Origin of the sequence: Streptomyces sp. TRM70350, assembly GCF_019219825.1 — a bacterium.
Classification (GTDB): domain Bacteria; phylum Actinomycetota; class Actinomycetes; order Streptomycetales; family Streptomycetaceae; genus Streptomyces.
Genome location: NZ_JAHUXH010000014.1, coordinates 41,448 through 54,631, shown reverse-complemented (window position 1 = coordinate 54,631; position 13,184 = coordinate 41,448). Strand labels below are relative to the sequence as shown.

12 protein-coding genes and 1 pseudogene are annotated in these 13,184 nt (G+C 68.8%); 12 read left to right on the top strand and 1 reads right to left on the bottom strand.

Annotated elements, in window-relative coordinates; genetic code table 11:
• The first annotated feature begins 530 nt into the window (after positions 1–530).
• The 4 genes from KWI83_RS21710 to KWI83_RS21695 all read left to right on the top strand — a co-directional run bounded on the left by KWI83_RS21710 (position 531) and on the right by KWI83_RS21695 (position 4,630).
• Positions 531–1,589, top strand: a complete 1,059-nt coding sequence (locus KWI83_RS21710; RefSeq protein WP_256362624.1) for a helix-turn-helix domain-containing protein — start codon at positions 531–533, stop codon at positions 1,587–1,589.
• 43 nt (positions 1,590–1,632) lie between these two features.
• Positions 1,633–2,502 carry a helix-turn-helix domain-containing protein gene (locus KWI83_RS21705; protein WP_218516039.1) on the top strand — a complete coding sequence of 290 codons (870 nt, stop codon included), beginning with the start codon at positions 1,633–1,635 and terminating at the stop codon, positions 2,500–2,502.
• 570 nt (positions 2,503–3,072) lie between these two features.
• Complete coding sequence (locus KWI83_RS21700) at positions 3,073–4,044, top strand: alpha/beta hydrolase (protein WP_218516038.1); 972 nt, start codon at positions 3,073–3,075, stop codon at positions 4,042–4,044.
• A 244-nt stretch (positions 4,045–4,288) separates the two neighbouring features.
• A complete protein-coding gene (locus KWI83_RS21695; protein ID WP_218516037.1) occupies positions 4,289–4,630 on the top strand; it encodes an SsgA family sporulation/cell division regulator in 342 nt (113 codons plus the stop codon).
• Between the two features lie 114 nt (positions 4,631–4,744).
• Here KWI83_RS21695 and KWI83_RS21690 read toward each other — a convergent pair whose 3' ends face one another.
• Complete coding sequence (locus tag KWI83_RS21690; RefSeq protein ID WP_218516036.1) at positions 4,745–5,350, bottom strand: TetR family transcriptional regulator; 606 nt, start codon at positions 5,348–5,350, stop codon at positions 4,745–4,747.
• 252 nt (positions 5,351–5,602) lie between these two features.
• Here KWI83_RS21690 and KWI83_RS21685 point away from each other — a divergent pair, with 252 nt between their 5' ends.
• The 8 genes and pseudogenes from KWI83_RS21685 (at position 5,603) to KWI83_RS40345 (ending at position 13,080) form a co-directional block, all read left to right on the top strand.
• Positions 5,603–6,247 (top strand): isochorismatase family protein, encoded by a 645-nt coding sequence (locus tag KWI83_RS21685; protein ID WP_218516035.1) that lies wholly within the window; start codon positions 5,603–5,605, stop codon positions 6,245–6,247.
• 101 nt (positions 6,248–6,348) lie between these two features.
• Entirely contained in the window at positions 6,349–7,101 is a 753-nt protein-coding gene (locus tag KWI83_RS21680) for an SDR family oxidoreductase (protein ID WP_218516034.1), read from the top strand.
• A gap of 65 nt (positions 7,102–7,166) precedes the next feature.
• Positions 7,167–8,519, top strand: coding sequence for an FAD-binding oxidoreductase (locus KWI83_RS21675; protein ID WP_218516033.1), 1,353 nt, complete (start codon positions 7,167–7,169; stop codon positions 8,517–8,519).
• A 98-nt stretch (positions 8,520–8,617) separates the two neighbouring features.
• Complete coding sequence (locus tag KWI83_RS21670; RefSeq protein WP_218516032.1) at positions 8,618–9,712, top strand: hypothetical protein; 1,095 nt, start codon at positions 8,618–8,620, stop codon at positions 9,710–9,712.
• Positions 9,713–9,762: 50 nt separating this feature from the next.
• Positions 9,763–10,935, top strand: a complete 1,173-nt coding sequence (locus tag KWI83_RS21665; protein WP_218516031.1) for a DUF5624 domain-containing protein — start codon at positions 9,763–9,765, stop codon at positions 10,933–10,935.
• Between the two features lie 61 nt (positions 10,936–10,996).
• A complete protein-coding gene (locus KWI83_RS21660; RefSeq protein WP_218516030.1) occupies positions 10,997–11,857 on the top strand; it encodes an alpha/beta fold hydrolase in 861 nt (286 codons plus the stop codon).
• 572 nt (positions 11,858–12,429) lie between these two features.
• Positions 12,430–12,673 (top strand): annotated as a pseudogene (locus KWI83_RS40350) (PAS domain-containing protein); the annotation flags it as partial.
• A 284-nt stretch (positions 12,674–12,957) separates the two neighbouring features.
• Complete coding sequence (locus tag KWI83_RS40345) at positions 12,958–13,080, top strand: hypothetical protein (protein WP_374106343.1); 123 nt, start codon at positions 12,958–12,960, stop codon at positions 13,078–13,080.
• Positions 13,081–13,184: the final 104 nt, after the last annotated feature.

Below are 13,184 nucleotides of genomic sequence, written 5' to 3'. Positions count from 1 at the left end.
TCGCGGCCTCGGGCACCGGAAACTCAGGCGTGCCGACCACCCGATGTGCGGGCATTGGTCGGTCACACCGAGGTAACCGGAGCCAGCCATGCCCTACGTCCGGATCAGCACGGACAACCGTGCCGATATCGCTACATACGTCCACGGTTACGGCCAGGGCCAACCGTGTACTGCTCCTCCAGGCGGCCGCGTACGAGCCCGCGCTGATGAAGGAAGCCCGCCGGATCCCGGTTGAGGCGGCCCGCACAGCATCGCCTGAACAACACCGAAAAGCCCAACGAGACGCTGCTCGCCTTCTTCAGCAAGCGAGCGACCGAGGTCGGAAGTGAGTCGGCCAGGCAGCCGATCCTCCCGATACAAACGGCGACGGTGTGGTCGTCCGGGACGATCCGGTCGGCCGTCGCGCACCGCGCACCCCATCGCGATATGGGCGACCAGCGGACGGGGCGGCCTCGTGCGCATCACCCCGAAGTCGGTCGGGCGGTGACTCCGCAGATGCGGAGTACGTTCCCGCACCGGTGCAGGTGGCAATGACCGCAGACACCGCATGGCAGAAAGGTTTCGACGGAGTCACCATGACCGTCATCGTTTCCACGGAACAGGTACCGCCACGCGACCGGCAGGCCTTCTTCGCCGACGCCGTGATGCAGACACACTTCCGCCACGACATGACCTTTCTCGAAGGGCCAGGACCGTTTTCGGCCTCCATCACCACCGACCAGCTCGGTCCTCTGCGAATAAACAGGGTGCTGTCCGGTCCGGCTCATGTCAGCCGCACCCGCCGCCTGCTCTCGCATGATTCCGAGGAATACGTGACCGTCGGCCTGCATCGCCGTGGAGCACCGAGGATGCTCGCACACGACGGCAGCGAGACCGGCGCAATGCGACCGGGCGACATGGTCATCCTGACCTCGTACGGCCCATACGCATCGGTGTATACGGAGCCGGTCGAGATCGTGTCGGTCGTGCTGCCGCGGCCTGCCCTGCTCGTGCCGAATTCCGATCTGCACGGCCTCACCGGAGGGATCATCCCCGGTGACGAGGGACTGGGGCGGCTCCTGTCGCCCTTTCTGTCGCGCCTCGCCGACACCGCCGCAGTGAACACCCCGGAGGTCGGCGAACAGCTCGCACGCAACGTGACAGACCTGCTGGCCACGCTGTGTGCCGAACGACTCGGTCACGACAGGATCGACGCCGAAACCGCCCAGCGCGCCCTGCTTCTGCGGATCCGGTTCTTCATCAACCGCAACCTGGCCCATCCCGGCCTGTCGCCCGAGTCGATCGCCCGGGCGCACGGCATCTCCACGCGCTATCTGCACAAGCTCTTCCAAGGCGAAGGCATGACCGTGAGCCGGTGGATCCTGCGGCGCAGGCTCGAGGAGAGCCGCCGCGAGCTGGACCGCCGCGGCCCACGCATCCCCACGGTGAGTTCGGTCGCACGGCGCTGGGGTTTCACCCACCTGGCCCACTTCAGCCGGGCGTTCCGCGCGGCCTACGGGATGTCGCCGCGCGAGTGGCAGGAACGCAGCAGCCTGCCTGCCCTGGGGCGGCCGCTGCCCGACATGCCGGAGCAAGGGACTGCAACGTAAAGGCGGGCACACGTGCCGTCTGTGATCCAGCACAGGGCGAACCATGGATGTCTTGACCAGTGGCCCCGGCAGCGGCGCGACGACCGGCCGCCTCGCCTACGTGGAGATCTTCACGGTGGACGGCGAGGCGGACCAGCCGGTCGGCGGGCCGAGCCTGACGGCGGGTGGCCGGGAGAAACACCTGGCCATCGCCCTTCAGTGCGGCGGGCCTGGGACGCTCACCCAGGACGGAAGGGAAGCGGTCCTGCGGGCGGGAGACTTCACGGTCTTCGAGCCCGCCCGTCCATGCCGGCTGCGGTCCGAAGGACAAACCGTGTGCTTTGTCGTCCCGCGCCATGCCCTGGGACTGAACAGCGCCGAACTGAGACGGATCACCTGGACGACCGTCCGCGGAGACCAGGGGCTGGGCGCGCTGGTCTCGTGCTTCCTTTCCGGGCTCGCCACTCAAGCGGCGGACTGCGGACCCGAGGTGGGCGAGCGGCTCGCGGGCCACGCCATGAACCTCCTCGCGAGTCTCTTCGCCGGGCAACTCGGCCATGACGGGGACGGGAGCGCCGAACCCGATGCTTCCCATGCGCTGCTCCTGCGGATCAAAACGTTCATCGAAGAGCACCTCGCCGACCCCGACCTGACACCGGGGGCGATCGCGAGCGCTCACCAGATCTCCGTGCGCTACCTGCACAAACTGTTCCAAGGCGAAGCCACGACCGTGAGCCGCTGGATCAAGCAGCGTCGCCTGGAGAAATGCCGCGAGGAACTCCACCGCGGCGGGCGATCCGCTCCCAGCGTGTCGGCGATCGCACAGCGTTGGGGATTCCCCCATGCCGCTCATTTCACCCGGGCGTTCCGGGCCGCCTATGGCATGTCCCCGAGCCAATGGCAGGCGGCGCACACTGCCGCCCCTGCTCGCTGAGGGGGCGGAAAAGAGCCACGCCAGGAGGGCATACAGCTCCCGGCGACGTGCCGGGGGCATGACGGGCCCCTGCCGGCTCCCGCCTCGACCGGCCGCGCACCTGCGCGGCGTCCTCTGGGTAAACAGCAGCTGTGAGCTGTGCCGCCCCGGATCGGCGTGACCTCGGAGGCGTGCCGGATCACCGACCGCGACGTCGCCCGGAACCTGGATCCACTGAGCGTGCCGACGAGTCTGCTCTGCGTGCTTGTCCAGCAGCAGGTGCAGCCGGTGGAACGTCGCGCCCCGCATGATCCAGTGGTCGTCCTGTAAAAGACGCCGGCAGGAGTACATGCGCCGACCGTCTCGCGGCCGGGGACGGACGGCTGGTCCGCGGAGCAGAACCGCTCAACGGCGGGTGACGGTCGGCGACACCTGCCGTTCGCTGAAGAACAAGCAGCGGTGCGCTCGCCATCAATCACCGCCCACGCAGAGGTCTTAGCGTGACGATCAACGCACACCGGAGGATCTGCGCATGATCCGTGTCATGTCGCCGCAAGGGCCGGTGTACCAACCCAACCCCAGGAGATTGACATGTCCGATGCCGTCGAGCCGGTTCAGCCGGTCCTGGAGCCCGCTGCAGCTGCCTTCGCGGAGGCGACCTCCAATCCGCCGTACCTGTCCGACCTCGGTCCGGTGGAGGGCCGCAAGGCGGTCGACGAGGTGCAGTCCGGCGAGATCGACAAGCCCGCGATCGACGAGGAGTGGGTCACCGTCCCGGGCGGGCCGACGGGCAGTGTCCGGGCGCGCATCGTCAGGCCCGCCGACGTCGAGGGGAGGCTGCCGGTGATCCTCTACATCCACGGTGCGGGCTGGGTGTTCGGCAACGCCCACACGCACGACCGCCTGGTGCGCGAACTCGCCGCGGGCGCGAACGCCGCGGTCGTCTTCCCCGAGTACGACCTCTCACCCGAGGCCCGTTACCCGGTCGCCATCGAGCAGAACTACGCGGTCGCGCAGTGGGTCGTGCAGCAGGGCGCGTCCAAGGGACTGGACGGTTCCCGCCTGGCCGTAGCCGGAGACTCCGTCGGTGGCAACATGACCGCCGCGCTGACCCTGATGGCCAAAGAACGCGGCGACGTACCGCTGGTCCAGCAGGTGCTGTTCTATCCGGTCACCGACGCGAGCTTCGACACCGGCTCCTACTACCAGTTCGCCACCGGCTACTTCCTGCGCCGCGACGCCATGCAGTGGTTCTGGGACCAGTACGCGACCGATGAGGCCGAGCGCGCCCAGATCACCGCGTCCCCGCTGCGCGCCACCACCGAGCAGCTCACCGGACTGCCGCCGGCCCTGGTCATCACCGGCGAGGCCGACGTCCTGCGCGACGAGGGCGAGGCCTACGCCAACAAGCTCCGCCAGGCCGGCGTCCCCGTCACCGCCGTCCGCATCCAGGGCATCATCCACGACTTCGTCATGCTCAACGCCCTGCGCGAGACCCACGCCGCCGAGGCCGCCATCACGATGGCCGCCGACGCCCTGCACGCCGCCCTTCAACCCGCTTGAATCGGAGCGCGCCGCGTTAACTGGGCGCGACGCACGGCCAGATGAGCGATGCGTCGGGGGCGTGTCCCACAGAGGGCGGTGGTACCGCAGGAAGCATGCCGAGCCAGAACCGCATCAGAAAGTCGAACTCATGATGGAGAACCAACCTGGCCCTCGCGCACCCGGGCCGAAGCCGAACGAGGTACCCCCCCTGTCACTGCGAATCTTCCGGATCGTTTGGGACTCCTACAGGATTCCGCTCCGGGTGGAGTTCCGTTTCGACCGCGATGACCCCCTCGTCGTCTCGGTCACCTTCCGCCCGGAAGGTGGGCCTCCCGTCACCTGGTGGATCGGCCGTGACCTTCTCCACGACGGCCTGCTGGCGCCGACGGGGACCGGAGACGTGCGGATCTGGCCGAGGATCAGCAAACGGCGGCCGACGCTGCGCCTGCGCCTGGAGCGCTGCGGCATGCGGGTGCTGTTCGAACTGGACCTGCACCGGGTGGAGGACTGGCTTTTCGAGACATACGACCTGGTCCCGCCCGGCGAGGAACTCACCGGTCTCGACTGGGACGGACTGGTGGCCGACCCGCTCGAGGACCACTGACCACAAAGTCGACGGCCCTTCGCGCTCGCCGCGCCAAGGCGACAGGGCAACAAAGGTCGGCCGGAGCCGGCCACAAGAGACGCTCTGGCGGCGAAGGTGCTCAGTCGGTCCCCATCAGTCCAGCAGAATGCTGCGCAGGTTGGGGACGAGATGCCGGACGAGCTGTTCGTCTGACATCTCGGCCAGCGGTCCGCTCCTGAAGACGTACCGGGAGAACGTCACCCCGATGAGATAGGCGCCCACAGACGCCACACGCTCCTCCAGTTCTGGGCCAGGAATCACCTGCCGGTACATCTCCAGACTGTCCTGCTGCATCGCGGTGAACAACCGTTTGGCGGTCTCCTCCTCCGAGGCCACCGCACGCAGCATGGCCACGAACGGGTCGCTGCCTCCGCTCTCGGTCATGCGCCGGACGTAGGACCGGGCGATGCGCGTCGGCAAGGTCTTGGGGTCGCCGGCCACTTCCGCCATGAGCGTGCGGGGGCTGGGAACCGCGGCGAGGAACAGCTGTTCCTTGGATGTGAAGTGCCGCAGGACCAGGCCGTGGGTCACTCCGGCCCGGCGTGCGACGTCGCGGACGGTCGTCTTGGTGTAGCCGCGCTCGGCGAAGGCGGCCCGGGCGGCTTCGAGGATCGCGGCCCGGCTTGCTTCCGGGTCCCGCCTGCGCTTCTTGGCCGGAGTGGCGTCCTGGTCGGCGAGGTTCGTGGGTGGCGTGTCCATCCCGTAAGTGTACACAAGGTCACTAACGTGCTGACCTGCTGGTCATTAGGTGTGGGAAGCCATGCCATTTAGGTGCACCGATTCGTCCCATTTGCTCCGAGCTAGCGAACTTTTTAAGTGACCATCTGGACATTAGTAGCCTGAAGAGCTACCTTCACTAATGACCAAGCGGTCACCAGCGAGTCGGCTCGCTCGGTCTGCTCGGCAGCCGAACCGTCGCTGCCGTTCACCACAAGAGAAAGAAGGCCAGTCATGGCACCTGAGCCCCTCACCCCGGCCAACACCACCGTCGTTCTCGTCGACTACGCCGTCGGTTTCGCGAACCTGCTGCGCTCCCATGACCTGGCGGAGCACATCAACAACGTCGTGGGTCTGGCGAAGACCGCGAAGTGGTACGAGAGCGGCCTGGTGGTGACCAACGGCCAGTCCAGCAAGCCGTCCGGCCCGCTGTACCCGGAGCTGCTGGAGGCCATCGGTGACCAGCCGGTCATCGAGCGCGCGGTCGACTTCAACTCCTTCCTGGACGAGTCGTTCGCCGAGGCGGTCCGGGCGGAGGGCCGGGAGAACCTGGTGATCGGCGGCATCGCCACCGACGGGTGCGTGCTGCAGACCGTGCTCGGCGGCCTGCGCGAGGGCTACCGCGTGCACGTGGCGGTCGACGCCTCCGCCAGCCCCTCTCTCGAGGCCCACAACGCGGCGGTGCAGCGCATGGTCCAGGCCGGTGTCGTCCCGGTGACCTGGTTCTCCCTGGCCGCCGAGTTCCAGCTCGACCCCAAGTTCCACGACGCTCCGCACCGCATGCGCCTGATGCAGGAGAACGTCCCGGCCATGGCCATGAGCGCCCGCTCCTACGGCAACGCCGTCGAACTGGGCAAGCGCGCCGCCGCAGTCGCCTGAAGGTGCCGACGCGAGCACCCGCGAGTACCGGCCAGTCACCGACCCATCCACACCCATCCCATAGCGGGTCTCGGCCCGCCACGCAGAAAGGAGAGCGCCTCATGAGCGACATACAGGAGGACCGGCTGCTGTCCGGGCGGACCGTTCTGGTGGCGGGCGCGACCGGTGGCATCGGCGAGGGAATGACCCTCGCGCTGCTTCGCCAGGGAGCCACCGTCGTGGCCACCGGTCGCAGCGAGGAACGACTGGCCGGTCTCGCCGACTACGCAAAGGAAGCCGGGCCCGGCACCCTGATCACCCGGACCGTCAATGTCGGCGATGCCGACAGCGAGAAGGTGCGCGCACAGCTGTCGCCCTACGGCGCGCTCGACGGCGCCGTCGTCTCGATCGGCGACTGGGGCAGCCCGGAGCGCACCGGCATCCTCGACATCTCCGACCGTGAGTGGGAGGAAATGATCGCCTCCAACCTGACGAGCCATTTCCACGCGCTGCGTGCGCTCACCCCCCTGCTGTCCCGAAAGGGAGCGCTGGTGCACCTGAGCGGTTTCAGCGCGGACATCCCCTATCCGTTCTCCGCCCTCGTGGGAGCCACCAACGCGGCGAAGAAGTCGCTGGTGCGCTCGCTGGACGCGGAACTGACCGGTGCGGGCCCGCGCGTGTACGAGCTCATCATCGGCCCCATCCGTACCCGTCCACGGGCCGCGATCGGCGCGGACAACCCTGGCTGGTTCAGCGCCGAGGACCTCGGCAGGCACGCGGGCCGGCTCATCGCCCGCAGCGGCCCGTACGCCGACGCCTCGCTGCAGTACCTGATCACCCGCGCCCATGGCGTGCGGACCACGCCACCCCAGTAGGACCCCCGCCCCAGTAAAGGACACGTGCGGATCCCCGTCCCCGTACGGAGACCGCGGAGGCATCCATGCACATCATCGACAGCTCACCGCCGGCCTCTCGGCTGCCCCTCCCCGACAGTCTCGCCGCGGTCGCGATCCGGCCGGGCGACAGCGATTACGACAACGTGCGGCACACCTACACCCGCACCGGATCACCGGCCGCCGTGATACGCGTCCGCGATCACGAGGACATCGCAGCCGCCCTGGGCCACGCCCGCACCGCACAGCTTCCCCTGACCGTGCGCAGCGGCGGCCACGGCATCAGCGGCCGCTCCACCAACGACGGCGGCATCGTCCTCGACCTCTCCGAACTGAGCACCGTGCAGGTGCTCGACGCCCGATCCGGTCTGGTCCGCGTGGAAGCGGGAGCCCGCTGGGGAGACGTCGCCGCCCAGCTCGCGCCCCACGGTCTGGCCCTGTCCTCCGGAGACACCGGGGATGTCGGGGTCGGCGGGCTGGCCGCCACCGGCGGCATCGGCCTCATGTCCCGCCTGCACGGCCTGACCATCGACCACATGCGCGCCGCCGAACTCGTTCTGGCGGACGGCTCCCTCGTGCGAACCGACGCCGAACACGACCCGGATCTGTTCTGGGCGGTGCGCGGCGCGGGAGCCAACTTCGGGGTCGCGACGGCGTTCGAGTTCCAGGCCGAGCCGGTGGGCGACGTGATCGCCGCGGTCACCACGTTCGACGCCGGGGACACAGCCGCGTTCCTGACCCGGTGGGGGACCGCCGTGGAGGCGGCGCCCCGAACGGTCACCAGCTTCCTGACGCTCATGTCGGGCCCCGGTGGACAGCCCATCGCCCAGGCGATGACCGTGCACGCGGGGGCGGACACCGAGACTGCGCGGGAGGCGCTCGCACCCGTGCTGTCCGCCGGACCCGTGCTGCGGAACCAGGCCTTCGTCACTCCGTACCACCAGCTGCTGCCGGCCACGCACGCGGCGCAGTACGCGCAGCAGCCGCTCACGGTGTCGCGCTCCGGGCTGCTGGAGCACCTCACCGAGCCCGCCGCCGCGGCCATCGCATCGCTGCTGAGGGCGGGAAGGGCACCCATGGTGCAGCTGCGGTCCGTCGGCGGAGCGGTCAACGACACGCCCTCGACCGCGACGGCCTACGCGCACCGCACGCAGAACTTCTCGCTGATGGCCGCCACCGTGCCGGCGGGGCGCAGGAACCTGGACCGGCACTGGGAAAGGCTTCACCCGCACCTGAACGGGCTCTACCTGAGCTTCGAAACGGGCACCGGACGACAGCAGTTGCAGGACGCCTTCCCCGGGGCGGTGCTGGACCGGCTCGTGCTCCTCAAGTCGCGCTACGACCCCGACCACGTCTTCGACAACAACTTCGCCCTGCCGTCGGCGGACCTTCCCGGTTGACCCAGCCCACGGCAGCCCCCCAGAGCGACACGTCGACACCGACCGCGCCCTGGTCAACGCACCCACCACCCGTACTCCGGCGGAGAGGCCCGACAACCATGCCCAGCACACACCTCACCGAGTTCCAGTCCATCCCCACCTCGGGCGCCCGGGGCGTGGAGCCCTTCGACCTGGACGGCCTGCATCTGCTCGCCATTCCCCAGCTCGCCTACGACGTGCCAGACACCCCGGTGGACATGAACGGGGGAGACAGCGATACCGACCTGCTGCTGCTCAAGCGTGGCGAGCAGGGGTACGAGCCGTTCCAGCGCGTGTCGTTGCCGGGCGGTGAGGACGCGGAGTTCTTCCGCATCGGCGACCGCGCCTTCCTCGCAGTGGCCAGCATCCGTACCGGTAAGGGCCCTTATCAGTTCGCCGCCTCGTCGCGTGTCCTGGAATGGGACGGCAGCTCCTTCGTCGAGTTCCAGTCCTTCGACAGCTTCGCCGCCAAGCAGTGGAAGCACTTCACGATCGAGGACCGTCACTTCCTTGCCCTGGCCCAGGGAGTCATCGTCCCCGGACAGGAGGACGACAACCTGCCCTCTCGGATATTCGTCTGGGACGGTGAACGCTTCGTCCACTTCCAGGACATCGACTCCCGGTGGGCGTACAACTGGCATGCCTTCGCAGTCGACGGTCACTACTTCCTGGCGCACGCGGAGCACGTCGGTCCGTCGGTGCTCTACCGCTTCGACGGAGAGAAGTTCCAGCCGCACCAGGAGCTGGCCGACCGGCACGGCCGCGCGTTCGTGCACTTCACCGTTGACGGCGACTTCTTCCTGCTGGTGGCCCGGCTGCAGAGCGAGTCGCAGCTGCTGCGCTGGGACGGCTCGCGCTTCGTCGTCCATCAGACGCTGCCCGGGCTGGGAGCGCGCGAGTTCGCCGTCGTGCCAGCCCCGGACGGGACGTTGTACGTCGTGCGCGTGAACTTCGTCCTGGGCACTCCGGCCGACCCGACCACCGACCTCGACTCCGAGATCTACCAGTGGCGGGACGGGCAGCTGGTGCGCACGGAGACCTTCCCCACCACGGGCGCCACCGACGTCGCCGTCATCCACGACGACGAGGAAGGGCTGCTGATCGCGGTCTCCCACAGCCTCACCGCCGACGTGCGCTTCGCCGCCCGCACCGTCCTCTACCGCTTCATTCTTTGAACCCCCGCCCCGCCCCTCCGCTCCGCACCGCTCCACGACAAGGAACCGCCATGGCCGCCAACGAAAGCCCCGAACTCGTCGACCTGTTCACCACCTACACGGCTGGGCCCACCAGTATCGGCTCCCACCTGACCCGTACCGCCGCCGCCGACACGGCCGACGCACCCCTGATCGTCGCCACCGGTACCGACTTCGCGCTCTACCCCGGCGGTGGCAAGCCCCCCACGGTCGAGGGCTTCCGCTTCTCCACCAAGGGCTTCAAGGAACTTGCCGGCGTCTCCCACCTCGGCCCCGCCGTCGCCACTCTCGTACAGCTACGGGAGAAATACGCGGATCCCGGCTGGCGCAGCGAGACAGAGCGGCTGCTGACCGAGGTGCGGCGCAGCCGCGAGGCCAACAGTGCCGAACTGTGGCGCGATACCATCGCCGTCGAGACCTACCGCGGCCGCGAGCAGGCCATCGCCGACATGGCCGACTACACCTTCGCCGTCACCGACCGCTTCCTCAGCGCGGCCCTGAAGGACGAAAGCCGCCTCAACGCCACCACCCTGCGCACCGACTACCTGGAAAAGGGCACGGCCGAGGGGCACGGAACCGTCAACCACATGATGATCGCCACGTTCTTCCTCACCGGGCTGGACATCTCCCGTCGCATCATCAACTGGTTCCGTGAGCAGGAGATCGACTGGAGCCGGGCCATGGTGGTCATCGCCGGCAAGCAGGGTCGCCCCACCGCCGGTGTCACCTGGAACACCTCCAGCGTCGCCACCATGCTCCTGGGCGCGTCCGGCTACCAGCTCCCCCTCGAACGCCTCTACATGGCGCCCCACGCCCCCACCTTCACCACCCCGCTGGACGGAGACCTGTCGAAGGTGGCGGCCCTGGAGCAGCCCCTGCGCCAGATCTGGTCCAACACCCGCGCCACCGTCGAACTGGGCGACCTGATGTTCCCCGGGCTTCCCCGCTACGCCCCCGGCCGTCTCGCCGTCCCCGACATCTCCGACCCGTCCGTCACCGAGATCAGCGAGATGCCCGTCATCCACGGCCCCGACGACTGGCGCGCCATGACCACCCGCCTCCGGATGGTCATGGAGGACCCACGCCAGCTCCTGTCCGGCTCCGTCACGGACTACGCCGTCAGCCAGCTCGTCGCCGCCGACAACAACCCCGCCAAGGTGACCGTCCCCGGCCTGGACAACGTCACCTACCCGACCGGACTGTGACCACCCGCAGCGGGAGGTGCCGCACCCGGCACCTCCCGCCCGACGCCAGGAGCACGCCACCATGCCTCCGCTCAGCTTCGACCAGGCCCGTCACCTCGACGTAGAGGGGGGCAGGATCGCCTTCTACGAGACCGGTGCGGGCAGCCGGCCCATCGTCTGGGTGCACGGCCTGCCCCTGGACTCCCGCTCCTGGGCCGCCCAGCAGGAGTTCTTCGACCCCCACGCCCGTAACGTCTTCCTCGACCTGCGCGGCTACGGAGCCTCCGCCAAACTGCCCCCCGACGTGGAGAGCGTCACCGCCCTGTACACCGCCGACCTCGCGGCCCTCATCACCCACCTCCGCCTGGACCGACCCACCGTGGTCGGCTTCGCGTCGGCAGGGCACGTCGCACTGCGATTCGCCGCCCAGCACCCCGACCTGCTCGGCAAGCTCGCCGTCCTCAACGGCTCCCCCAAGTTCCGCCGCGGCGACGACTGGCCCCACGGCTTCGACGACGCCGCCATCGCCCACTTCACCGACGCCGCCCGCGACGGCGGCATCGAGGGCATCACCGACGCCGTCCTTGACCCCGGCCTGGTCTTCGCCGACGTCGACACCGCTCGCGCCACGGAACTCGGCTCCTGGTTCCGCGAGATGAGCTACAACGCGGGAGTCGAGACCCTGCTCGGCTTCTTCGACAACATCTCACGGGACGACGACCGTCACCTGCTCCCCGCCATCACGGCTCCCACCCTGCTGATGAGCAGCACCAGAGGCCAGGAAGTCCCCTCCGGAGTCTCCCTCCACCTGCGCCAGACCATCCCCCACGCCCGTCTGGCCGAACTCCCCGGCGCCGACCACTTCGCCTTCGCCACCCGCCCCGACCTCGTCAACGCTCTGCTGTACTCCTTCATCAACGACCGGCCCGCCTCCAGTGACTGATCCTGCCGCCGGACATGGCCAGGTATGGGCAGGGGGCCCGGCAGGAAACCGCTGCCCGATTCGGTTTGTGGCAGCACTGGGATCGGATCTGCCGTGTCGGCGTCCGCCGCAGGCACAGTGGCGACGACAATCGCTGCGGTCCACTGTCCACCTTTCAGAGGTGGCCGGTATCCCTCACAGCCGGTCGGCGGTTGAACGGTGGGCCACAGTCGGAAGCGGTGGTCGTCGTGGACCGAATGTCCGCGGTCTTCGCCTTGCCGCTTCCACGCCCGGCGCGAGCAGTTGGGACCAGGCGGTGCGGCATCCCACCTTGTGCACCAATGATCCGCACCGCGTCGCCCGGCGGCACCCGGATCTACATCGTGGACAACCTCTGCGCCCACGCCGGCGCGGACATCCGCCGCTGGACCAAGGTGGCCTATCTGACCGACGTCGCCGACCGCGCCCGGCTCAACGCCGCGTACGCACGGTTCTTCACCTCGCCGCGGCCCCGCCCGGAGTTGCGTCGGAGTGGCGGCACTGCCGTACGGCGGCTGCATCGAGATCGAGGCTCTTGCCCGGATACCTGTGGCATCTGGAGCAATTTGTCGGCTGAGGAGCAGGACGCCATCATCGCGGCGCTGACTCCCGTCATCGACGGCATCGTCACGACGCTGGTCCTTCTGCGAGGTGGTCGTCCACGGCTTCCGCCGGCCGGAGAGGTCCGTCGTCGCCATCGCAGGCACGGTCACCGGACGTACGGTCGGCGGATCGATGAGCGAGATCGGCATGGGCATTCTCGCGCGTGGCGACGAGGCTACCGACGAGCTGAACTACATCCGCACGCCCTGATCGGGGGACTCGTCGGCGTCACCGGTTTCGCCGCGGTCCCGACGACCACATTCGACAACGGCACCGGCTCCGTGGTGGACGCGATCGTCGACGCTCACGAACTGCGGCAGAACCGTGTCGGTCACGCTGCCCCGCTTGCGGCCCACACATGGACGCACCGGGGCGCGCGGGCACCGTCGCGCGCCTCCGGCTTCCGCCCGCCCCTGTCTCACCTGGCACCCTGGCCTACACGGCCCGCGCGGTCCACCACCACCGCGGGAACCCGGTCCGTGGAAAAACCGCGCCTGCACCTGCTCGGCTACGGCCGCTGGACCGCCCCCGCCTCCGCCACCCTCATCGGCGTCGGACGCACGGCCCGCGAGGCGGCCCACGACATCGCCAAACGACGCTGAAATCCGAGCACCGGACCTCCGCCGAGGGCACCTACCAGTACAGCGCAGATAGATTCCAACGCCTGTGACGGCACAACACACGCCTTGAGGAATGTGGACGCCTG

Coding starts and splice junctions, on each gene's coding strand:
- KWI83_RS21710 (WP_256362624.1), top strand. CDS start 531: ATGACCGCAGACACCGCATGGCAGAAAGGTTTCGACGGAGTCACCATG.
- KWI83_RS21705 (WP_218516039.1), top strand. CDS start 1,633: ATGGATGTCTTGACCAGTGGCCCCGGCAGCGGCGCGACGACCGGCCGC.
- KWI83_RS21700 (WP_218516038.1), top strand. CDS start 3,073: ATGTCCGATGCCGTCGAGCCGGTTCAGCCGGTCCTGGAGCCCGCTGCA.
- KWI83_RS21690 (WP_218516036.1), bottom strand. CDS start 5,350: ATGGACACGCCACCCACGAACCTCGCCGACCAGGACGCCACTCCGGCC.
- KWI83_RS21685 (WP_218516035.1), top strand. CDS start 5,603: ATGGCACCTGAGCCCCTCACCCCGGCCAACACCACCGTCGTTCTCGTC.
- KWI83_RS21680 (WP_218516034.1), top strand. CDS start 6,349: ATGAGCGACATACAGGAGGACCGGCTGCTGTCCGGGCGGACCGTTCTG.
- KWI83_RS21675 (WP_218516033.1), top strand. CDS start 7,167: ATGCACATCATCGACAGCTCACCGCCGGCCTCTCGGCTGCCCCTCCCC.
- KWI83_RS21670 (WP_218516032.1), top strand. CDS start 8,618: ATGCCCAGCACACACCTCACCGAGTTCCAGTCCATCCCCACCTCGGGC.
- KWI83_RS21665 (WP_218516031.1), top strand. CDS start 9,763: ATGGCCGCCAACGAAAGCCCCGAACTCGTCGACCTGTTCACCACCTAC.
- KWI83_RS21660 (WP_218516030.1), top strand. CDS start 10,997: ATGCCTCCGCTCAGCTTCGACCAGGCCCGTCACCTCGACGTAGAGGGG.